The following is a 22,383-nucleotide window of genomic DNA, read 5'->3' as shown; positions in this document are numbered from 1 at the left end:
TGGGGGAGGGGGAAGAGGAAGAAACTGCAAAAATGCATTTTTTCGGACTGAAAACCGGAATAAAAGAAACAGCTTGCAAATATGCAGGCTGTTTCTCGATTTATTCGAAATCGGGTCTAATTCCAGAAGAAAAACTACATTTTTGCAGTCCGCACATCATGCCGCCCAAGTTAGTTCAACTAGTTACACACCATACCCGCTAACCTCACTCTTAATTCGAGTGGACAGCTTCATTTCGCGGCGAGCGTCTGGACGACCAGAGACGCCAGCCGGTCAGCAGAGCGGCTACAAGGCAGATCGTCGCTGACGTCTGGAAGACGACATGCATTCCGGTCAAGAAGATATCCGGGCGATCTGGAATTAACCCGGTTACACGATAGCCAGCTTTATGGCTCATCACGCTGAACAGGGTAGAAGTTGCTACCGTGATCCCTACAACCATCCCAATATTACGGACCAAGCCGTTAATGCTGCCGGCGATCCCAAGCTGTGTCCGTGGTACCTTAGACATCACGAGCGAGTTGTTCGGAGATTGGAATATCCCGCTGCCAAGCCCAAGCATAGCAATCCATAGCGATACGAACGCAATATGGCTGCCGTTGTGCAATGAAGCAAGGCCGAACTGGGCGATAACCATCACGATCAGACCGATGAAGGTTAGCAGCTCTGAGCCAATCTTATCCGATAGAGTACCGCTGATCGGTGCGATGATGACCATGACAATCGGGAAGATCATCAGCAGGAACCCGGCTTGAGACGGAGACAGGTTAAGAATGCTCTGTGCATAGAAAGGTGCGATAATGTTGTAGCAGAAGTTCGCAACGAAGACGAGAAATCCGCATAAAATGCTCAGCGAGAACAGCGGATTCTTAAAGAGCGATAGCTGAAGCAGCGGCTCCTGCTTATGCATCTGTACCCATATAAAAGCGATAAACACAACTACTGAAACGATTAATGAGGCTATGATACGGTAATCCCCGTAACCAACCTGTTGTCCAAGTAGTAGCCCGGAGAATAGGGCAAGGATAAATAGTGTGAATAACAGGTTGCCCGCCTTGTCGATCTTCACTCGCAGCTTCGTAAGATCTTGTGGCAGCGTCTTGACGCCAATAATAAAGGCGATGATTCCGATTGGGACATTCACCCAGAATATATATTCCCAACCGAGACTGGAAATGATAATGCCGCCGAGACTTGGACCGGCAATACTGCCCAGCGATACGAAGGTTCCGATGAACCCGAGCGCCTTACCGCGTTCATTTGGCGGGAAGATGTCAGTAACTATCCCTTGATTGTTGGCCATCGTCATCGATGCGCCAAGGGCCTGAAGAAGCCGTGAAGCAATCAAGGTGGTCAAGCTGTGGCTTAATCCGCAGAACAGAGAACCGATCGTGAAAATGATCATGCCTAGCTTGAATATTTTTATTTTGCCGACGATATCCCCAAGTTTGCCGAAGAATAGAATTACCGCACAGATCATCATGAGGTAGCTGGTGACAACCCATTGTGTCTGGGCTACCGGTAAATCGAGCTGCTTCGATATGACGGGGAGGGCGATGTTGACGATGCTTCCGTCCAGAGTGGACATGAAGGTGAATAGATTAATGACGATCAGTATCAACCAGCGCTTCTTCTGTACCGCGGGATCATCCTGATACGTTTTTCTTACTATTTCTGGATTTGAACTCATGCTGATAACCTCACTTCATAATTGCAATATAAATTTGTTGCACGTACAACTAAATCACATATTCAAAGTGTACTCTAATTTAGTTGCGTCTGCAACAAAAATACGATAAAATTTTAGACATGTATATAAATCCCGTTATAGAAGGGCAAGGATGGACATGAACTCGATCGGCAAGTTGATATCTTTTATCAACCGTATCAATCAGAAGGAATTGGCCAACAAACTGAGAGATTATAATATAGGCGGTGGCGGACACCATAGCTATCTGAAGACGATCCTAATGAATCCCGGCTTGAATCAGGATCAGCTTACATGTGAAGTAAAGTTCGATAAGGCTACTACGACCCGTTGTATTAAGCAATTGGAGGAGGAGGGCTATGTCGAGAGGATCGTCGACGATAACGATCGAAGATCCTACCGGTTATATCCGACTACCAAAGCCAAGGAATTCGAACCTGTGTTGATCTCAATTCTGGATGAGTCCAATAGGAGTCTAGCTGGGTGCTTGTCCGAGGAAGAGAAGGAACAACTCAGAGCACTACTGCAGAAGGTGTATGACAACTACAATTCTCGCTAAGTAATATACTCAAAATTGTTGCAGTCATGCATTGAAGCGAATTCGTCAAAGAAGAGGATGGATTCGCTTTTTTCTTTTATCTAGTATAATTGGCTTAATATGATATAGGCAGGAGATGAAGTGATCGATGCGGATATTAGTGCTTGGCGCCGGAGGAGTCGGTGGTTATTTTGGCGGCCGACTAGTTGAACAAGGAGCAGATGTTACCTTTCTCGTAAGGGAGCATCGCAAGCAGCAACTTGAACAAGAGGGATTAGTGATTCACAGTGTGCACGGCGATCTGACCTTGGAGCCGCGTGTTACCACTTCGCAAGATGAAGCGGAACCCTTTGATTTGATCCTGTTCTCGACGAAGGCTTACCATTTAAAGGAAGCTATGCAGGATGTCAAGCCGTTCGTTAGGGAGAATACGGTGATTCTGCCGTTGCTGAACGGTGTGGCTCATATCCCGGAATTGCAGCGGGAGTTCGGTAAGGACAAGGTCATCGGCGGACTATGCTTCATTGAGACTACCTTAAATGAGCAGGGACATATTATTCAGACGAGCAAAGGGCACTATGTCCGATTCGGAGAGTTCGGGAATAGAGATACGGAGAGAATTCAGGCGATTGAAGAAGCGCTGAGCGGAACGAAAGCTTCATTCGTGCGGAGCCCTCATATCGAGCAAGATATTTGGCATAAATATTTGTATATTACGACCATTGCAGGCGTAACTACTCTGATGCGAGCCCCGTTAGGTCCGATTCGGGATAGCGAGAATGGATATGAGTACATACGCGGTGTGTTCCAAGAGGGCGCGGCGATCATGATGGCGCACGGTGCACCGCTGGATTCGGAGATCGTTGCTCAGCATATGGTCACGATGGAGAAGACGGGCTACACAATGAAAGCCTCTATGCTGCGTGACATGGAGAAGGGTCTAGCGATTGAGGGTCGTCATCTACACGGTTATTTACTTGATTTGGCTAAGGAGCATAAGATGGAAGCCCCGCTGCTTGAGGTGATTTATCGTAACCTACAGATCTATGAGATTATGCAGCAAGAGTAGTAGGCTCTAGCGAAAATATAGATAAATGGAGGAGATCACATGGTACCGGAGATTCCAAAGGGAAATTTACAGAGTAATGTCGCGAGGTTCTCAGGGTTTGCAGATGTATACGACAATTACCGTCCTGAAGCCCCTAAGATGGTTACCGAGATTTTGACCCAATACTTGCAGAGAGAACCAGAGCTGGTAATGGATTTAGGCTGCGGTACAGGACTGTCGACGCTGGTCTGGAATGGATGTGCGACGCGGATCATAGGGGTTGAGCCTAATGATGATATGCGAAGTGTAGCCACAGCCAAGCTCCAGCACTTCCCGGAGGGATCGTCTGTGATCAGCTTCGTTCCCGGGTATTCCAATCAACTTGAGGTGGACGCGGAATCAGTCGATATTATTACCTGCTCGCAGTCATTTCATTGGATGGAACCCGTAAGTACATTAAGCGAGGTACACCGCGTTCTACGGACGGGAGGCGTATTCGCTGCTTATGACTGTGATTGGCCGCCGATGATCAGTTGGGAGCTGGAGAAGCAGTACATGGAATTGTATGATAAATGCGATGAGATTCTGGAGCGGGAGACGGCCGAGGAATCAAAGGCCGTTAAGCGGAACAAGAACGAGCATTTGCATAATTTACAGGCCAGTGGAGCCTTCAGATTTACGAGGGAGATCGTATTTCACCATCAGGAGCTGTGCAATGCCGAGCGTTATGTTGGACTGGCGCTAAGCCAAGGCGGCTTGCAGAGCGTTATGAAGCTCGGCAGCACAGAGCTTGATGGCGATATAGCTTATTTCCGTGAACTGACGGATAAGTATTTTAACGGTCATACGAAGGAAATTATGTTCAGTTATCGGATGCGTCTCGGTATAAAATAGGTTCAGGTACAAATAAGCCAGTTTTCAGCACCGAGAAGGTTGGATGAAGCTAGGGCCAGAGGAGCGGAGCGTACGTAGTTTGTACGTGAGCACCGGAAGGCCCGGGTGAATTCAAGATTCGATGCCGAGTTACTTCCTGATTCACTTCGTGATCAAAAGTGGATCAAATAAGTTCGAACATTGCTGCGACGTCCGGTACAAATTGCCCGAGTATATGAGACCAATCATTGGTGAGTGGATTATAAATATAATCATGCCGCCAGGTCTCGATATGACGGGCTATTTCTGTTACGGCGTGAATAATATCGTCTACCTCCTGTATTGTCATGATCGGATGCAGTGATGTACGTATCCAGCCGGGCTTGAAGGAGTAAGCCCCGCTAATAACACTCTGCTCAATTAGATGAGAGAGCTCAGCGGTAATTCCAAGTAAGTAATGTCCATATGGACCAGCACAGGAACAGCCGCCGCGTGCCTGAATACCGAAGCGATCGCTCAGTAGCTTCACGACAAGATTGTAATGGTATCCTGGGAGTATCCACGAGACGATACCTAGTCGATCTTCGGACTCCGAATCCAATACGGAGACCCCGGGAATCCGCCTCATCCCTTGGAGCAGGCGGGCCGTCATTTGATGTTCGCGCACTAGAATCAGCTCCGGTCTCATTTGATCTTTTAGCTTCATACATAGTGCGGTCTTGATGGCCTGGATGATTGGAGGGGTGCCGCCATCCTCCCGTCTCTCTACATCATGGACATAATGCTTCGTACCCCAAGGATTCACCCAATCGACGGTACCACCACCGACATGATCAGGAATTCGCTGGGTACATAGAGAATTGTGCACAATCAATACACCACAGGTGCCAGGACCGCCGAGGAATTTATGGGGGGAGAAGAGGATGCCGTCCAGTTGCTCTAGCGGATGCTCGGGATGCATATCAATCGATACATAAGGAGCGGATGCGGCAAAATCGACAATACATATTCCACCATGTAGATGCATCACTTTAGCTAACTGATGATACGGCGTCATTCTTCCGGTTACATTGGAGCAGGCAGTGAATGCGCCAATCTTAAAATGGCGATGTCGGTAAAGGCTGAGCGATCGCTCCAGTTGGGTGGGACTTACTTCTCCGTCTTCCCCAGGCTCAAGCACGACGACGTCTCCAATCGTCTCCGCCCAAGAGATATGGTTGGAATGATGCTCCATATGGCTGACGAAGATGATCGGACGATCTACCGCAGTCAGTCCAAACGAAGCAGCCTGCCACTCAGGCACCTTCAGACCAAGCAGGCGTTGCAGTTTGTTAATGCCCGAGGTCATTCCTGATCCAGTCAGCATCAAGATGTCGTCAGGGCGGGCGTTCACATGCTGTTTGATCATTTGACGAGCCATTCTATAGGCTTGGGATATCGTCTGGCCGGTCAGACTAGACTCGCTATGTGTATTAGCCATATAAGGACCGAACTGTTTGGCAATTGCCGCTTCAATCGGTTCGTACAGCCGTCCGCTTGCTGTCCAATCGGCATAGATCATCTTTTGCTTACCATAGGGAGTGGAATAGGTCTGCTGGATTCCGACTGTCTTGCGCCGGAAAGGGAGAAAATGCGCTTCAAGGACCTCCGGATTTTTGACGTTCGTCGCATCAACTGCACGCGTTGCATTTTTCAACATAGCATTCGTTCCTCGCTCATTTTCATTGATGACTCAGTATATGCCGGGAACAGCGGTGAAGGCGAATGCCCAGACTAGATTTTTTGTATTTCCAAGAAAAAAGCGATACTCCCCGGTCGTGGGAATATCGTTTTGTTTGGAAAGTCCGGTTTTCAGCACCGAGAAGGTTGGATGAAGCTAGGGTCTGAGGAGCAGAGCGTACGTAGTTTGTACGTGAGCACCGGAAGACCCGGCTGAATTCAAGATTCGATGCCGAGTTACTTCTTGATTTACTTCGTGATCAAAAGCGGACTCTAGATGAATAGCTGAATGTCAGATTCCAGGGCATCCCTTAAGTAGCTCTGGGCGTCGACGATGTCTACGCCGGGAAGGAACTCTTCGGGTTTCAGGCCCATAATTTCAACGGATAGCTTGCAGGCAGAGAATTTAATGTCTTTCTTGCGCGCTCCCTTTAAGAAATGAATTAGCTTCGGGGCCTCTTGATCCTCTATCATTTCTTCAAGCATCCATTTACCCAGTCCGCTGAAATTCATTTTCGATAATGGCAGCTGTTCAGGACCTTTAGGCGTCGCCAGACTCATAATTTTTTCGTAGAGCGATTTATCCTCTAGGGTCATCTTATCGGGATCTCTGATAAGGAACAGCCCCCAAAAGCTGAAGAACATTGTCACTTCGATATCCATATCATGCGCCGAGTTGGCTAGAATCAGCCCGGCCATCGCTTTATCATACTCTCCGCTGAACATGAGCAGACTCATCTTCTTGCTCATTAAGATGCACCTTCTTCAATTGGAATGTTCATATTATGAGACTATGAAGAGGGTTCTATGCTCTGTTCACATATTGTTAGACTCACGGGCTCTGCAACCTTTCCGCAGATTCACCACGTCATTAACATAAAAGGAGGGCCACGATGAAGAGGATAGGGTTAATTCTGTTCATACTGCTGCTTCTGAATCCTTTATATACGCGGCAGACATCGGCCTTATCATGCGCCGAATTATCCAGCATTCCCGAAGCGTATCGGAAGTACGACGGCGTAATCATCGGACGAGTGGAGAGTATCCGGGAGAGACGAGAGAACAATCAGATCGGGCTGACGATCACAAGAAGTTTCAAGGGGATTACAGAAGAGAAGTTGATAATCTTCGAGGATAAAACTTGGGGAGCTATATCAGGACCAAGCATTCTTCATGGAGAATATCTATTCTTTCTTAGTTACAAAGAGGGAACGGGCTGGGAGAATCCGCTATGTTCACCATCCAAGATGGCGGTCAATATTACCAGTGAGGAATCCACTTTTCTCGATGCCAGAGAATTGAAGCTTGTAGACCATGAAGATAGGGGTTCGGTGGCAGGTTCGCTGTTTCATACGAATAGATCTTATGTCTTGTGGGGCTCTTTCTTTGCTGTAGTTATTCTGGGAATTTCCGGGTATTATCTATGGATAAACAGACGCAGATCATAGACAAATCCTTACCAAGTTGAATATTTCCTCTTATTATTGTGGAAAATAGAGGAAACGGCTTCTTGGAAAGGAGGATTAGGATGGATATTTCAATGGGCGCCGATGAGGTCATTAACCGCATCAAGCAGCTGCAGAGTAATGGAGAGCCTATCAGCAAGAAGCAGGTGAATCAGCAGAACCCTGAGTTGATGAGAAGCGCATTGTACTATTTTCCAAGCTGGGAACATGCTTTGAAGAATGCAGCTATTTCGTAGTTCACGATCATCCACGCTAACACAGAAAGGTGAACCATGTGCAGATAAATAACGAGATGAATAATTAAACCGGTGAAATTGTGTAGCCCAACTCACCGGTTTTTTGTCGTTATTATTATACTTGGGGAACGCCCCATTTGATAATCTGGCCACTATGAGTAAGTCCGCCCCCGAAGCCATAAAGTAACATCGTATCCCCGTAATTTAGACGTCCTTCTTGTACCCCGAGGTCGAGCGCCAACGGAATGGAAGCGGCGGAGGTGTTGCCGTAGTACTCCATGCTGTACAATGTCCGCTCCAGCGGAATGCCGGATTTCTCGCAGATAGAATCGATCATACGCAGATTCGCGCTATGCGGAACGAACCAGTCAATGTCATCCACATTCATATTGGCTTGCTCTAGAAGCTGCTTAACGCCTGCAGATACGGTTTGTACTGCCCATTTATATACTTCCCGCCCGTTCTGTACCATCTTTCCATCCCCGGCGAGCTCTGTTCCTTTGAATGTATGAGACAAACCTGAGCGATATACATGGATACCGCCTTCGCCGTTCGTGCCTTGAACAGAGGTGATGAATCCAGGATGGGAGTCATCGTATTCAACGAGTACCGCACCGGCCCCGTCCCCAAACAGAATGCAGGTGGAGCGATCGGTATAGTCGGTTACCTTGGATAGCGTCTCACCGGCGACGACAAGAATTTTTTTGTGTAGGCCGGACGTAATTAATCCGTTGGCCAGATGCAGACCATATACGAATCCAGCGCAGGTCGCATTCAAGTCGAATGCACCGGTGCGACTTATCCCGAAATAATCCTGAATCTTACAGGCTACACTCGGAAATGGGTAATCTGGGGTTGTCGTTGCCACAATAACCATGTCGACATCGTCCAGACTTTTGTTATAACGCTCTGCCAGATTCTGCACCGCCTTAATGCACAGATCCGAGGTGAATTCGTGGTCCGCGGCGATCCGACGTTCCTTCATGCCGGTTCTTTGTACGATCCATTCATCATTTGTGTCGACTAGCTTAGATAAGTCATCATTCGTCAGCCGCTGTTCGGGAACATGAGTACCAATAGCCGTTATACGTGATTGAGAGAACTGAGCTTTCATGAAATCACCTCTTTTTTATTTATTATAACACCAAGTATTAGTATCTGGTACTAAAATATGCAGAAGCTTTGTTTTTCATTCATCTAGATTCATCTAACTTAGGTTTACAGCGATATTCCTGGTTGACGCAGAGAGCAAAACATTATAACTTATTAGTATACCCCTGCGGGTATACAATTGTATTACTCGCTTATCAAGTTATTAGTATGGTCGGCGGCATGTCCGCCTGGTCAGGGAATATTGACTAAACCAAATGGGAGGCCGTTATCTTGGCGATCTACTATTTTATCGTATGCATGATTATTGCAGTTATCGCTTGGCGAAGCAGACCGGTCCGGGGACTTAGATATATTAACGAAGACCAGTTCTGCAAGTTGTTAAAGGTAGAGCCGCAAAGCTTCAAGCTGCTCGATGTCCGGGATCAGGTGGATTATTATGAGGCACATGTTCCGGGAGCGCTTAACATTTCGGTAGGCAGGTTACGGTATGTGCGAAAGAATGAATTATATTTTGATGATGATATTATTATTATTTCGGCTACGAAGGCTCAGGGCAAAAAGGCCGCGAGAATTATGAGACAATGCGGATATAGTCATCTGACGCTAGTCAGCGATGACTGCATGTCGATCCCTTGCTTCCAGGAGCTGATCTCCCGCAAGTGTAAATGCAATAGTCCATGCGTATGATTTGATCCGTTGGCACTCATCGGTACATTGTTTTTATGCAGAAGATCGGAAATAATAGAAATAACATGTTTCGCAGAGGAGATAATGTTATGCAGTACGATGAAGATATTAAGAAAAGACTGAAGCGGGCGGAAGGCCAGGTACGTGGCGTACTTAAAATGATGGAGGAAGGGCAGGACTGCCAGAATGTCGTCTGTCAGTTATCCGCGATCCGCAGTGCGATCGATAAAGCGATGGCCTATGTGGTAGCCTCCAATTTGGAGCATTGCATCCTTGCTGAGAAAGAAGCTGGCAGGGATAGCAGTAAGGTGGTTCACCAGGCCGTGGAATTGCTGGTTAAGAGCCGTTAACGGCTCGTGAACCACGAAGTGCATCTTTGGCATCGTGCTTATCTGATTCATAGGAGATATGCTATAATAATGAATGTTCATTGTTAATGATAAGGAGAGCTGCAGGATGATCATCCAATTCATTCGTTATCGCTAATGAGAGGTACAGACTTTAAACTTGGTTATATTCTCAAAAATGGGAAGTTGACTAGGTTTATTTGACTGTACCTTTTTCATTCAGCAAAAACGAATGAATGGGGTGTTTTTTTGTGTCCAAAAATAATCATGCCGTGGATTTACTTTCACAGCATACTCATATTTTTAATTGTCCGGTTTGTCACTTTGAACTGTCCGTCAATGAAAGAAGTCTAGTATGTCCCCATGGACATCGTTTCGATCTATCAAAGCACGGATACATTCATTTGTGCTTGCAGGCTGCGGGGACTAAGTACGATAAATCCATGTTTGCAGCCAGACGGATGCTCAGCCAGGTCGGTTTATTCGAACCTCTGGCTGAAGCGATTGCAACCAGGATTGTGAAGAGGCTAGAACCTGGGGTGGAGCATGACACGATTAAAATTCTGGATGCAGGCTGCGGCGAAGGTTCGCATTTAGAGCGGATCCATTCGTTGGTCCGTCAAAATGCGGCGCTGCCGACGCTGGGGATCGGGATCGACCTGGCTAAAGAGGGCGTTGCCTCCGCGGCAAAGAGCTATAAGGAGCTTCTATGGTGCGTTGGTGATTTGGCTAATCCACCACTGGCAAGCCAACAGTTCAACGTCATTCTCAACATCCTGTCTCCTGCGAATTATGATGCCTTTCATAGATTGCTGTGCGAAGGCGGTATCGTAATTAAGGTAATTCCTAATCGCTATTATTTGTGTGAGCTGCGCGATGCACTCTGGGAAGGGCGCCAGCGAAGCTTCAGCAATGACAGGACAATGCAGCTGTTCAAGAAGCATTTTGAACATATCGAGGTCCAGCGGGTGAGATATACTTATCCCCTGGAGCCGGGGCAGGTGCAGCCTTTGCTTGCTATGACCCCTTTGGCATGGCGGGCTGAGGACAGCAAGCTGAACCATTTCGCAGCTCATCCTCCAACAGAGATTACAGTCGATCTTACCGTTATGATCGGCAGCAAAAGATAAAATAGTAAAGGTGCTTTATGTATAATCGCTCAATAAATCAAGAAAGACCTACCCAATTTATAGTTCGTAAACAGGCTGAGCTTAGTATTCAATTGAATGAGGTCCAGCGGGAGGCGGTTCTTCTTACGGAAGGACCGCTGCTGCTGCTGGCCTCGCCTGGATCAGGCAAGACAACGACGATGATTATGCGCATCGGCTATTTGATTGCGGAGAAAGGGGTACACCCCGCACGAATTAAGGCGGTAACGTTCAGCAGGGCTGCTGCACAGGATATGAAGTCACGGTTCAGCGCCTTTTTCCCGGAACTTGCTCCCGTACAATTTTCTACGATTCACAGCTTTGCCTTTGAAGTGGTCAGAGAATATTTGCGGAAGTGCCGAATCGACTTTCAGATCATTGAAGGGCATATCGATCCGGAGGAGGAAGAGGGGGCCGAGGCAGAGCATCTGCCACTGCACAAGAGAATTATTTTGCGGCAAATCTATCAGTCTATTCACTCGGATAACATCACCGACGATCAGATGGACGAGTTAACGACCTATATTAGCTATATTAAAAATAAGATGCTGCCTGCCGAGCATTGGTCGGAGATTAAAGTGGATGTTCCTAAGGCAGAGCAGATTTTTCGTGCATATGAAGAGTTCAAGCAAAGGGATAGAACAAGGCTGCTGCTTGACTTTGATGATATGCTGACGCTCGCAAATAGGGCCTTGAATGAAGATGCCTCACTGCTGCGAAAGTATCAGATGAGATATGATTATGTGCTGACCGATGAGAGCCAGGATACCTCGCTTGTACAGCACGCTATTATCGAGAAGCTGGTGCAGCGCCATCACAATCTGTGTGTCGTTGCTGACGATGATCAGTCGATTTATAGCTGGCGAGGGGCTGAGCCGTCTTATTTGCTGGATTTCAAACAAGTATTTCCCAAGGCGCAGATCTTGTATATGGAGCAGAATTATCGCTCTTCCAGGGATGTTGTACATGCTGCTAACCGCTTCATTAAACGCAACAAGCATCGGTATAACAAGAAGATGTTCACCCACAATCCTCCGCATGAGCCGATCCGCTTCACCTGTCTGGCTGATGATACTTCCCAAGGCGACTATCTAGTACGGGAGATCGCAGGGCAGGACAATCTGGCGGAGATTGCGATTCTGTACCGCAACAATTCGTCCTCCGTCGGATTGATGAATGCACTCGATCTGGCCGGAATTCCTTTCTATCTAAAGGATTCCGATCTGCGCTTCTTCTCCCATTGGGTCGTGGAGGATGTACTGAACTTCATGAGGCTTACGTTCACCGATAAGCGGGTCGATGTCTTTGAGAAGATCCATATGAAATTCAATGGCTATATTAGCAAAAAGCAGATGCAGGAGGTCAAGCTGATCCACAATCAGGAATCGGTCTTCGACAATCTGCTGGACCATGTGCCACTTCAGGAATATCAAGTGAAGCTGCTGCAGGAGAGCAAGGAGACGTTCCAGCAGATGCGCGGAATGCCGCCGAAGGCTGTGATCCAAGTGATTCGCGGCCGTCTCGGATATGAGAAGGCACTGGAAAAGATGTGCGAACGCCTCGGCTTCCGCCAAGATACGCTGATCGGTATTTTAAATACACTAGAGCAAATAGCGGCTCCTCAGACGACTATGGAAGAGTTCGCAGCCCGGCTCAAATATTTAGAGTCGCTTCAGAAGACAGCGAAGCGGCGGAGAGGGCAGAATGTCGTGACCTTGTCTACGCTGCACAGTGCCAAAGGCTTGGAGTTCGATCGTGTCTACATGATCGATCTGGTCGATGGAATTTTGCCTTCTTACGAGGATTTGAAGGATCAGTCTGAGAATCTTGCCCAGATGGAGGAAGCGACCCGTCTGTTCTATGTAGGTATGACGCGGGCGAAGCGCACGCTGAATTTGGTAACCTATCAGGAACGGGAGGGCAAGAAGGCTGTGGAATCCCGCTTTGTGAATGACATCCGGAGGATTGTGAATCCGGCAGCTCCTCAGATCGTGCGGGGGGAGAAATCTACAGTGAAGCTGAAGAAGCCGGAGATCGTCTACCGTCCGAACGCGATCCGAAGTGTGAATGACTTCGTTGTTGGCAAGAGAGTCAAGCATTCCCGCTTTGACGAGGGCGTTATCACGAAAGTCTATGAGGATAGGCTTGAGATCCAGTTTGAAGCGGGGGATAAGGTGCTATCCGTTAAGGCATGTCTCGAAATGGGATTGCTTGAGCGGGCAGTTGAGGACATATAGAGGAAAAAAACAAAGAACCTTCAAATACTTCCCCTACTTCTGGGAGGTAGATTGAAGGTTCTTTTTTTTCCATCCTCTAGAGCCATTCGCCGAAGCGGCGGATATACCAGCCCTTGATGATCTGGGTGAGCAGGCAATATCCGAGCAGGATGGCGGCAAGCCAGCCAAAATAGGCAAGCGGCAGGGCCTGTAGTCCAAGGCTGCCTCCAAATGGGCTGAATGGCAGATAAATACCGGCGAGCATGGTCGCTCCGGTTAACAACAGCACGGGTCTGCTGGCACGACTCTGAATGAACGGTATTTTGTGCGTACGAATCATATGGACGATCAGCGTCTGCGACAGTAAGCCGACGACGAACCAGCCGGATTGGAACAAGGATTGGCTGGCCGGTGTATTGGCCTTGAACACATAGAACATGACGAAGAAAGTAATATAGTCGAAGATTGAGCTGATCGGACCTATGAAGATCATGAACCGACCTATGGAGCTGGCGTCCCATTTACGCGGTTTGGCCAGGAATTCATCGTCTACGTTGTCCCATGGGATCGACAATTGCGAGATGCTGTAGAACAGATTCTGGATCAAGAGCTGTAGGGGCAGCATCGGCAAGAAAGGCAGGAAGGCGCTCGCGCCGAGTACGCTGAATACGTTGCCGAAATTGGAGCTGGCTGTCATTTTAATATATTTGATGATGTTTCCGAAGGTCTTGCGTCCTTCAATTACGCCGTCCTCAAGCACCATCAGATCCTTCTTCAGCAAAATAATATCCGCCGATTCCTTGGCGATATCAACGGCGGTGTCTACTGAAATGCCTACATCGGCCTGGCGGAGCGATGCAGCATCATTGATGCCATCGCCCATGAAGCCTACGGTATGTCCTTTGCTCTGCAGCGCGCGGACGATCCTTGATTTCTGCAGTGGATTGAGCTTGGCGAATATCGTCGTCTGTTCAGCGAGCTCGGCCAGCTTCTCATCGGACAGATCGTCAATGTCCTGTCCGAGTAGGATACTGTCCGTGCTCAGTCCGATATCACTGCACACCTTGCGGGTAACGGCCTCGTTGTCTCCGGTCAGCACTTTGACGGTAACTCCGCTGCTCCGTAGTGCTTCAATCGCCGGTGCAGCGCTGTCCTTGGCCGGATCGAGGAAGCAGATGTAGCCGATCAGGACCAGATTTTGCTCATCCTGTACGGTATACTGTTCAGAATACTGCTGCCGTTCTTTAATGGCGACAGCTACGACCCGGTAACCGTCGGTATTCAGATCACGGACGATTCCTTGAATGCGGGTACGCATTTCCTCCGTAAGCGGCACTGTTCTTCCGTCATCAAGAGCATGGGTGGAGATGCTGATGATTTCTTCCATCGCTCCTTTACAGATTAACAAATGCTGGCCGCCCCGCTGCTTCAGCACAACGGACATGCGGCGGCGATGGAAGTCGAAGGGGATCTCATCGATCTTTTGATAAGCTTGCTCGGCATTTAGTCCCTTTTGCAACTCTGCATGCTCCAGTACGGCGATGTCGAGTAGATTTTTAAGTCCTGTCTGATAATAGCTGTTCAGATAGGCATGCTTCAGTACTTCATCATTGTCATGGCCATGGATGTCAAGATGTTTCTTGAGGACGATTTTGTCCTGTGTTAACGTGCCCGTCTTGTCAGTACAGAGAATGTCCATTGCCCCGAAATTTTGAATGGAATTTAACTGCTTCACGACCACTTTGTTGCGGGCCATCGTGCTGGCTCCCTTGACGAGATTGGAGGTAACGATGACTGGCAGCATTTCTGGGGTTAATCCGACTGCAACGGACATCCCGAACAGAAGTGCGTCCATCCAGTCTCCCTTGGTAAATCCAGTGATAAAGAAGATGATGGGGACCATGATCAGCATGAAGCGGATGAGTAGGAAGCTGACCTTGTTCACGCCTTTATCGAAGTTGGTCATCGGCCTTGCTCCGCTCAGTGTCTTGGCCATCGCCCCGAAGCAGGTGTTGCCCCCGGTAGCGATAACGACTCCGGTTGCCGAGCCGCTGATGACATTGGTTCCCATATAGCAGAGATTGCTTAGTTCAAGCGGGTTAAGCTTCTTAGACTGTCTTTCCTGCTGCTTCGGCTTAGGACCTGTGGTTAACTGTACATCTTCCTTCTCGACAGGCAGGGCTTCCCCAGTTAGAGCCGATTCACTTATGAACAGATCCTTGGAAGCGATCAGGCGGATGTCTGCGGGAACCAGATCTCCGGCAGAGAGATGAACAAGGTCACCGGGAACGATTTGCTCCACCGCAATCTCGCGGGCTGGCGATTGCCGGATCACAGAAGTCTTCGTCTTTACGAGACTTTTGAGACTCTCGGCGGTTTTCTGCGAGCGGTATTCCTGGGTGAAGGAGATAGCCACGCTGATCGTTACCATGGTGCTGATAATGATAGCCGCATCGAAATCCTTCGTTATTACTGAGAACAGGCATAGTCCCAATAAAATAAGGATGAATGGATTTTTGAAGCAGCCTAGGAGCTGGACATACCAAGCAGTTCTTCGGTCCTGGGCGATTTCGTTGCTACCGTGCTGTTCTAATCTCAGTCGGGCTTCTTCCTCACTGATACCTCCAGGCAAGGCTCCGAGCATTTCCATAACGTCATCCATATGCCAGATTGAAGCCTGAATCAGACGTTCGTTCATTTGTTCTGTACGGATAGGCTCCGTGGTCTTCTTCTTAAACATGGTCTTCGCCTCCATTTTTGCAGCGGAGGACATCAAAAAAACTCTCCAATTTGGAGAGTTCATAACAGCTAACTCGTATTCCGAAGATTATAGGCAGATTCAAATACACCTGATCAATTGTGCATGATAGGCATAGGTCCTCTGGGACAATCCTTGGAGCTGAGCGCAGTTTCTCTCCGCTGTAATCATTTGATGGTTGAATTCGCTCTTAAAGAGCATTGCGGGGTCTGGTGGTTGGCTACATAACTGACTACTGTCTTCCATGTGGATTGTCACTCCCTTCAAATCTGCAAAATAAAAGGCCTCCCAATTAGGAGGCCATGGAAATCATACATCATTCCAATATAAAGCTTAAACTAGCTTAGCCCCTAACCGAGTTTTGGCACTATACAACGTAAAGACGACGATTCGTCTTAGCCACGTTATGAAAAGCCTTAGTCCGGCAATTCCTGTTCAACCCATAGGCATCTTTCGATATTTCTGGGCAGTGGCATGTTTTTGTATAGGAGCCTCACCTAACGAGGTCTTGCCCTTACATCATAGAAGGGGGACTCGTGAATGTCAACGGAATTTGGCGGATTTATTCTTTAAAAGGGGATAATTCTTCGTTCTGTCACTTTTCTAGCAATCAGCCAAGTATAAAATTGCGATATTTATATAATATAAAAAGTGATAAATAGTATAATTAAAAAATGTAATAAATAAATTTTAGAAGGAGGCATCATCAATGAAACTTCAAGGCAAAGTAGCGGTAGTTACAGGCGCAGCATCAGGGATGGGCAAGGCGATTGCCAAGCTGTATGCAGCGGAAGGCGCGAAGGTTATTGTGTCGGATTTGAATCTGGAGGCGGCGAATGTAACAGTTGATGACATCCAAGCAAGCGGCGGCGAAGCGATTGCGGTCGTGGCCAATGTGGCCCAGGAAGTGGATATTCAGAATTTGATTGATACGGCAGTGAGTACCTACGGTACTTTAGACATTCTGGTCAACAATGCCGGCATTATGGATAACTTCGTCCCCGCTGCCGATCTGACGGATGAGCTGTGGAATAAAGTGTTTGCTGTAAATGCAACGGGCCCGATGCGTGCGATCAGAAAGGCTTTGCCGATTTTCCTTGAGAAGGGGAATGGGGTTATCATTAATGTTGCCTCGATCGGCGGACTGATGGGCTCGCGTGCGGGGGCCGCTTATACGGCTGCGAAGCACGCAGTGGTGGGGTTGACGAAGAACGTTGGGTTCCAATATGCCCTCAAAGGGATTCGTTGTAATGCCATTGCTCCAGGCGGCGTAAATACGAATATCGGCACTACGATGAATCAGCCTGATGAATTCGGAATGGCAAGAGCGACAGCCGGGGCCAGTTCGAATCCAAGAACCGGAGAGCCGGAAGAAATCGCCAAGGTGGCGCTCTTCCTAGCTTCGGACGATTCCAGCTTCGTCAATGGTGAAGTGATAACAGCCGATGGCGGCTGGACGGCGTATTAAGGTAAAGCCCTAATGGAAGAAATCGAATAAAGTAAGCTAAGCCGAGAGAATGAGTCATAGATGGATTGTCATTCTCTCGGCTTTTTTATTTAATCTAAAAAAGTATTCCAATCGCTTTTCCAAGTAACCAAGAGACAAAAGTGCTTATACTAAGCACAAGCAGCTATTGTATAGCTATGATCAGTAACGAGTGGAACGCTCATCCTGATGCGGAATACTCCGCTCGAAGGCTACGATCCAATCGCCTTGAATAGCGGCGTAGCCTTCATCTCCTTCGGCGACGAGGCCGTATAGATTTTTTACGTCCAGATACTCTTTACGCTCCCCATTCTCAAACTCCAGAGTAATGTAATAGTAAGTGTGAGAAGAGGAGAAGTTATTATGATCGTTCATATTTGAGTGGTGTCGTACGTCCATTCGTTTGGATACGATTCTGACAAAGGTGGACTCTCGGGTTGAGGTGGCGTTCTTCACATACTTTGCTCCGTTGACAATAAGCATAATGATGACGGCGACAAAGATGATCCCGATAAAGACCGGAACAGCGCTAAACATGAAACCGCCCATTCCGCCAAATGGCGAGGGGCCAAAGCCATCGAAACCAGATACCATATCGGGTTCCTCCAATCTCTTGTAATGCCTTTCAATGCTTTGAACTGTATATAGGATACTTAAAATAAAAACCCAATTACAGTAAATTATTTACATTCCATGCACTTGGTTATAATCGTCTTTACCGGCGGGTGTCGTTGTATAGAGGTTTAAAGTATGGTAATATGTATATAATTTACATGAACGGAGGGTTCCTAGTGTTGTACATTAAATTCCGTCTTACTACTTTGCGCGGCTAATTGAATACTGCTCAAAGGCTCTGTTCTGTGCAGGGCGAACGGGATAGGTGTGCTATCATAAAGGGAACCTTTATAATAGAATATGCCGCTTTGAGATTCACTTGCAGGAGTATGTCTGCAGGTGTCTTCTTGTTTGCTGCACCGTTTGTACCATAGCACAGCCAGAGGACTGTGTTTTTTTATTTTTAGAGGTTGTTTAAAAAGTCCGCTTTTGATAAGAAAAGCGATCGAAGTCATTCAAGGATGGGCGACCGCGATCCAAAGGTAGGTTTTCTTGCGATATAGAATTTCATCAGCCTAGCTGATAACTTATAAATTCTATATATCTAACACGAAGTGAATTAAGAAGTAATTTGGCATCGAATCTTGAATTCAGCCTTCTCGGTGCTGAAAACTGGCCTTTTTGAACTAACACTTTTTATCTGAAAAAAGGAGGAATACGATATATGGAACAATTGGTGCAATTGGAACAGAAGGCAATTTTGGTGGGTGTCAATCTGAATGATCAGGAAGACTTCGCCTATTCGATGGAGGAGTTGGCGAATTTGGCGGACGCCTGTGAGGTAGAGGTTGTAGGGACACTATCGCAAAATCTGCCTAAGGTGAATCCATCCCATTATATCGGGACGGGGAAGATTCAGGAAGTTACCGCCCTGCTTGAGGGGAATGAAGGCAATCTCGTTATTTTTAATGATGAACTGTCTCCGTCGCAAATTCGCAATCTTGAATCCGAATTGAAATGTAAAGTCATTGATCGGACCATACTCATCCTTGATATCTTTGCAAGGAGGGCCAAGACGAGAGAGGCTCAGCTTCAGGTTGAGGTGGCGCAATTGAAATATATGCTGCCGCGCCTGGTTGGCCTGCGCGAATCGCTGGGACGTCAGGGCGGCGGGGTTGGTACAAAGAACCGCGGTGTTGGGGAGACGAAGCTGGAGCTGGACCGCAGACGAATTGAAGAGAAAATTACGATGTTGAGCAAGGAACTGGAAGCATTGGTTGCCCATCGTCAGATTCAGCGCAAGCAGCGCAAGAAGAATGATATTCCGGTCGTCTCGCTCGTTGGATATACGAATGCAGGCAAATCAACAATTATGAATGCCATGCTGGATACCTACAATCCGTCGTCGCAAGAGAAGCAGGTATTTGAGAAGGATATGCTGTTTGCTACGCTGGAGACTTCGGTGCGCAGCATTCCATTGCAGGATAACAAGTCGTTCTTACTCACGGATACAGTCGGCTTCGTCAGCAAGCTGCCCCATCATTTGGTGAAGGCGTTCCGTTCTACGTTGGAAGAAGTAGCTGAAGCGGATCTGCTCATTCATGTTGTGGATTATGCTAATCCGGAATTTGAACGACTGATCCAGATTACGAACGATACGTTGAAGGAGATCGGAGTAACAGATATTCCAACGATCTATGCTTATAACAAATCGGACTTGACGGAGCATAGCATCCCTGAGATACAAGGGGATAAGGTATATATGGCGGCCAAGAGCAGAATCGGGATCTCCGAGCTGGTAGAGCAAATTCGGCGGCAGATCTTCAAGGATTATATCCGCTGCTATATGCTGATCCCATATGATCAAGGCACGGTCGTATCGTACTTGAACGAGCATGCCAATATTATAGAGACCTCCTATGAAGAAGAAGGAACGAAGCTGAACATGGAATGCCGGTTGAGCGATTACGGCAAGTATAAGCAGTTCGTCATTGGAGGAGCGGAGTAACAGCCGCTAATTATAAGGCCGGGAACGTTAAGCATACAATTATGATGCTTAACGTTCCCGGCCTTTATCTCTTACAGGGAGGGGAGGGAGACCTCAAAGGTTGAGCCTTGGCCGTACCGACTTTTTACGCGGATCTCTCCGCCATGAGCGGATAGGATCGATTGCGTAATCGATAGCCCCAGTCCGAATCCGCCATGCTTGCGTGCGCGGGAAGTGTCACTGCGATAGAAACGCTCGAAGATATGGGGCAGATGTTCACCAGCGATACCCGCTCCGTTGTCCTCGACAGCGATGACTGCGTGTTTGTTCTGACTGGATAGGATGACACGGACCATGCCACTAGCCGGGTCTGTATGCTGGACGGCATTATGGAACAGATTGAGAACCACCTGCTTGATCTTATCGCTGTCACACATGGCGTGAAGCTGCGGTTCAAGATGGAAGCTAACGGTCCGTTCTCCGGCAAGAATGCGCAGATGAGGCTCCATCTCAGAGATTAGCGCATCTAATAGCACATCGCTCCGTTGGACAACCGGGGTTCGATCCAGCTTGGCCAGCATTAGCAGATCCTCAACCAGCTTCTTCATTCGCTTCGATTCGCCCAGCATACTGTTCAGGGCTGGATATAGCTGATCGGGTCGCTCAGCAGCGCCGCGGAGCAGCACCTCTAGGAAGCCGTGAATCGAAGTCAGCGGAGTTCTAAGCTCATGGGAGGCGTCGGCGATAAAGCGCCTCATCTGTTCCTTGGCTTCTCTCTCCGATTTGAAGGAGCTTTCGAGACGCTCCAGCATGCCGTTGAAGGAAGCGGCCAAGCGGTCCATCTCCGTCTGCCCGAGCGAGGCAGGGAAACGGTGGTCGAGGTTCCCTGCGTTGATCTCCTCTACGGTTCTTACCATCTGATCGAGCGGCTTCAAGGTGCGCTTAAGTACAGGAAGATAGAGCATGAGTCCGCCAAGCAGGGCCAGTATCGCCAAGCAAATAAAAATAAATAACTGCCGTAGCGCTACGGACTTGAGCGGTGCAGCTAATACTCCCAACTGGACGATGTCATTCCAACCACCGGGTCCTGAGAGCGGACGGAATACGATCAGTTGTTCATTTCCGTTATCGTCCTTGACGATCCTGTATTGGTCCGGCCGCTCCTCCTTGAGATTATCGCGAATTGACTCATATTGCTCGGAGGATAACTGCGGCGCCGGTAAACCTGATTGTTTAGAGCGATTAAGGAATCCGCCGTCCTCCTTAATGATTGCCAGCGAGGTATCGGGAAGGAACAGGAACGGTCCGCGCTTGCCTTTGCCGGAGGATGCGTTAGAATCCGAGCCGCCCGGATTCACCGGATTGATCGGGCTCGTTGAATTCGCTTGGTCGTTCGGATTTGCAGGACCTGCGGGATGATAGGGATAGAGTTCCATTTGCTCGAGCATCTCTCTGGGAAACTGAAGAATTTGCGCTCCCATGGATTCAACCTGATTCTTATATAGAAAATTAATCATCAGAATATACTGCAGTCCGCCGATGAGAATCAGTAGTATGGCGAGAATAAATAGCGAACGCGATAAGAGCTGTGAACGCAAGGAACGGGGGGATACCACGGTCCTTAATCGGCGAAGTACACTTGTCCTCATGGTAGATCGACGCGATAGCCGGCGCCGCGGAGTGTGCGGATTAGACGATGCTCTTTGTCATTCAGCTTCTCTCGTAGAGAACGGATATAGACCTCTACGATATTTTCTTCCCCACCGAAATCGTACCCCCATACCTGATCGAGAATCGTCGTCTTGCTCAGTACAATTCCGTGATTGATGAGCAAATACTTCAGCAGCTCATGTTCAGTGGGCGACAGATCCAACACCTGACCCTGATAGCTAATCTCCTTTCGACGGTCATCGATACAGAACGGGCCGTAGGACACTTCTCCGAACAGTGCCGGGAACTGATTGCGCAGCCGCGCACCGATCCGGGCCAGCAGCTCCTCGAAACTGAACGGCTTCACGACATAATCGTCGGCACCGATCGTCAAGCCTTTGACGCGGTCTTCGACCTCATCCTTTGCGGTCAACATGATTATGGACACATTGCTGAGCTCTTTCTTCAGTAAACGGCACACTTCCCACCCATCTATACCCGGCATCATAACGTCAAGCACGACGATATGGGGGCGGAAGGTACTGGCCAGATTTACGGCTGTCATTCCATCATGGGCGGTACGAATCTCGAAGCCCTCATTGCTGAGCCCCAGCTCGAGAAATTGAATAATATGCGGTTCGTCATCGACCAGTAATACTTTTACGCCTTTAAGATTTCTCATGTCGCTCCCCCTGTAACAAGCAAGACTAATAATATATTATCTATTATCTATGATTAGGCTGAATATTCGCTGAAATTCGACTTAAATAATTCTTAATAGTTTGCATGACCTCGCCCTTGATTGATGATCAGTTTCTGGGATATACTTTTCTAAGCGAATGACGAAA

General features: G+C 48.0%; 19 protein-coding genes and 1 riboswitch. Of the genes, 11 read left to right on the top strand and 8 right to left on the bottom strand.

Translation table 11 applies throughout. From position 1 onward, the window contains the following. Nucleotides 1–211 precede the first annotated feature (211 nt). Complete coding sequence (locus EI981_RS24640; RefSeq protein WP_127002738.1) at nucleotides 212–1,690, bottom strand: MFS transporter; 1,479 nt, start codon at nucleotides 1,688–1,690, stop codon at nucleotides 212–214. Between the two features lie 151 nt (nucleotides 1,691–1,841). Between EI981_RS24640 and EI981_RS24635 the strand changes: the two genes are divergently transcribed. From EI981_RS24635 to EI981_RS24625, 3 genes are all read left to right on the top strand, one after another. Further along, nucleotides 1,842–2,267: a MarR family winged helix-turn-helix transcriptional regulator gene (locus tag EI981_RS24635; protein ID WP_127002736.1), complete on the top strand. Its 426-nt coding sequence runs from the start codon at nucleotides 1,842–1,844 to the stop codon at nucleotides 2,265–2,267. A gap of 127 nt (nucleotides 2,268–2,394) precedes the next feature. Next, nucleotides 2,395–3,315, top strand: coding sequence for a 2-dehydropantoate 2-reductase (panE, locus tag EI981_RS24630; RefSeq protein ID WP_127002734.1), 921 nt, complete (start codon nucleotides 2,395–2,397; stop codon nucleotides 3,313–3,315). A gap of 39 nt (nucleotides 3,316–3,354) precedes the next feature. Continuing rightward, on the top strand, nucleotides 3,355–4,188 hold the full coding sequence (locus EI981_RS24625) for a class I SAM-dependent methyltransferase (RefSeq protein WP_127002732.1): 834 nt from the start codon (nucleotides 3,355–3,357) through the stop codon (nucleotides 4,186–4,188). Nucleotides 4,189–4,351: 163 nt separating this feature from the next. On the opposite strand, the gene EI981_RS24620 is transcribed toward EI981_RS24625, so the two are convergent. Both EI981_RS24620 and EI981_RS24615 read right to left on the bottom strand, forming a co-directional pair. Continuing rightward, entirely contained in the window at nucleotides 4,352–5,866 is a 1,515-nt protein-coding gene (locus EI981_RS24620) for an aminotransferase class V-fold PLP-dependent enzyme (RefSeq protein WP_127002730.1), read from the bottom strand. 293 nt (nucleotides 5,867–6,159) lie between these two features. Further along, on the bottom strand, nucleotides 6,160–6,636 hold the full coding sequence (locus EI981_RS24615) for a DsrE/DsrF/DrsH-like family protein (protein ID WP_127002728.1): 477 nt from the start codon (nucleotides 6,634–6,636) through the stop codon (nucleotides 6,160–6,162). A 143-nt stretch (nucleotides 6,637–6,779) separates the two neighbouring features. On the opposite strand from EI981_RS24615, the gene EI981_RS24610 reads away from it, so the two are divergent. Together EI981_RS24610 and EI981_RS29310 are read left to right on the top strand one after the other, a co-directional pair. Next, nucleotides 6,780–7,334 carry a hypothetical protein gene (locus EI981_RS24610; protein WP_127002726.1) on the top strand — a complete coding sequence of 185 codons (555 nt, stop codon included), beginning with the start codon at nucleotides 6,780–6,782 and terminating at the stop codon, nucleotides 7,332–7,334. A gap of 80 nt (nucleotides 7,335–7,414) precedes the next feature. After that, a complete protein-coding gene (locus EI981_RS29310; protein ID WP_193556402.1) occupies nucleotides 7,415–7,588 on the top strand; it encodes a hypothetical protein in 174 nt (57 codons plus the stop codon). Nucleotides 7,589–7,703: 115 nt separating this feature from the next. Here EI981_RS29310 and EI981_RS24605 read toward each other — a convergent pair whose 3' ends face one another. Further along, complete coding sequence (locus EI981_RS24605) at nucleotides 7,704–8,702, bottom strand: ketoacyl-ACP synthase III (RefSeq protein ID WP_127002724.1); 999 nt, start codon at nucleotides 8,700–8,702, stop codon at nucleotides 7,704–7,706. 269 nt (nucleotides 8,703–8,971) lie between these two features. Here EI981_RS24605 and EI981_RS24600 point away from each other — a divergent pair, with 269 nt between their 5' ends. The 4 genes from EI981_RS24600 to EI981_RS24585 all read left to right on the top strand — a co-directional run bounded on the left by EI981_RS24600 (nucleotide 8,972) and on the right by EI981_RS24585 (nucleotide 13,120). Beyond that, complete coding sequence (locus EI981_RS24600) at nucleotides 8,972–9,388, top strand: rhodanese-like domain-containing protein (protein ID WP_127002722.1); 417 nt, start codon at nucleotides 8,972–8,974, stop codon at nucleotides 9,386–9,388. An 89-nt stretch (nucleotides 9,389–9,477) separates the two neighbouring features. Then, nucleotides 9,478–9,738: a metal-sensitive transcriptional regulator gene (locus EI981_RS24595; protein WP_068778418.1), complete on the top strand. Its 261-nt coding sequence runs from the start codon at nucleotides 9,478–9,480 to the stop codon at nucleotides 9,736–9,738. Nucleotides 9,739–9,986: 248 nt separating this feature from the next. Then, on the top strand, nucleotides 9,987–10,865 hold the full coding sequence (locus tag EI981_RS24590; RefSeq protein ID WP_162616262.1) for a putative RNA methyltransferase: 879 nt from the start codon (nucleotides 9,987–9,989) through the stop codon (nucleotides 10,863–10,865). A gap of 17 nt (nucleotides 10,866–10,882) precedes the next feature. Continuing rightward, the gene (locus tag EI981_RS24585) at nucleotides 10,883–13,120 is read left to right on the top strand and encodes an ATP-dependent helicase (protein WP_127002718.1); all 2,238 of its coding nucleotides are present in this window, start codon (nucleotides 10,883–10,885) and stop codon (nucleotides 13,118–13,120) included. A 76-nt stretch (nucleotides 13,121–13,196) separates the two neighbouring features. On the opposite strand, the gene mgtA is transcribed toward EI981_RS24585, so the two are convergent. After that, on the bottom strand, nucleotides 13,197–15,839 hold the full coding sequence (gene mgtA / locus EI981_RS24580) for a magnesium-translocating P-type ATPase (protein WP_127002716.1): 2,643 nt from the start codon (nucleotides 15,837–15,839) through the stop codon (nucleotides 13,197–13,199). Between the two features lie 359 nt (nucleotides 15,840–16,198). Further along, nucleotides 16,199–16,369: riboswitch (M-box (ykoK) riboswitch) on the bottom strand. A gap of 197 nt (nucleotides 16,370–16,566) precedes the next feature. Here mgtA and EI981_RS24575 point away from each other — a divergent pair. After that, a complete protein-coding gene (locus EI981_RS24575; RefSeq protein ID WP_127002714.1) occupies nucleotides 16,567–17,325 on the top strand; it encodes an SDR family oxidoreductase in 759 nt (252 codons plus the stop codon). Nucleotides 17,326–17,505: 180 nt separating this feature from the next. Here the strand turns inward: EI981_RS24575 and EI981_RS24570 are convergent, their stop codons facing one another. Continuing rightward, nucleotides 17,506–17,937, bottom strand: coding sequence for a DUF2500 domain-containing protein (locus EI981_RS24570; RefSeq protein ID WP_127002712.1), 432 nt, complete (start codon nucleotides 17,935–17,937; stop codon nucleotides 17,506–17,508). A gap of 685 nt (nucleotides 17,938–18,622) precedes the next feature. Here EI981_RS24570 and hflX point away from each other — a divergent pair. Further along, on the top strand, nucleotides 18,623–19,906 hold the full coding sequence (gene hflX / locus EI981_RS24565) for a GTPase HflX (protein WP_127002710.1): 1,284 nt from the start codon (nucleotides 18,623–18,625) through the stop codon (nucleotides 19,904–19,906). Between the two features lie 71 nt (nucleotides 19,907–19,977). Here the strand turns inward: hflX and EI981_RS24560 are convergent, their stop codons facing one another. Next, nucleotides 19,978–21,534: a sensor histidine kinase gene (locus EI981_RS24560; RefSeq protein ID WP_127002709.1), complete on the bottom strand. Its 1,557-nt coding sequence runs from the start codon at nucleotides 21,532–21,534 to the stop codon at nucleotides 19,978–19,980. Then, nucleotides 21,531–22,217: a response regulator transcription factor gene (locus EI981_RS24555; RefSeq protein WP_127002707.1), complete on the bottom strand. Its 687-nt coding sequence runs from the start codon at nucleotides 22,215–22,217 to the stop codon at nucleotides 21,531–21,533. The genes EI981_RS24560 and EI981_RS24555 overlap by 4 nt, the downstream gene beginning before the upstream one ends. Nucleotides 22,218–22,383 lie beyond the last annotated feature (166 nt).

Origin of the sequence: Paenibacillus lutimineralis (assembly GCF_003991425.1) — a bacterium.
GTDB classification, from domain to species: domain Bacteria; phylum Bacillota; class Bacilli; order Paenibacillales; family Paenibacillaceae; genus Fontibacillus; species Fontibacillus lutimineralis.
This window is presented reverse-complemented; position numbering and strand designations above follow the sequence as displayed.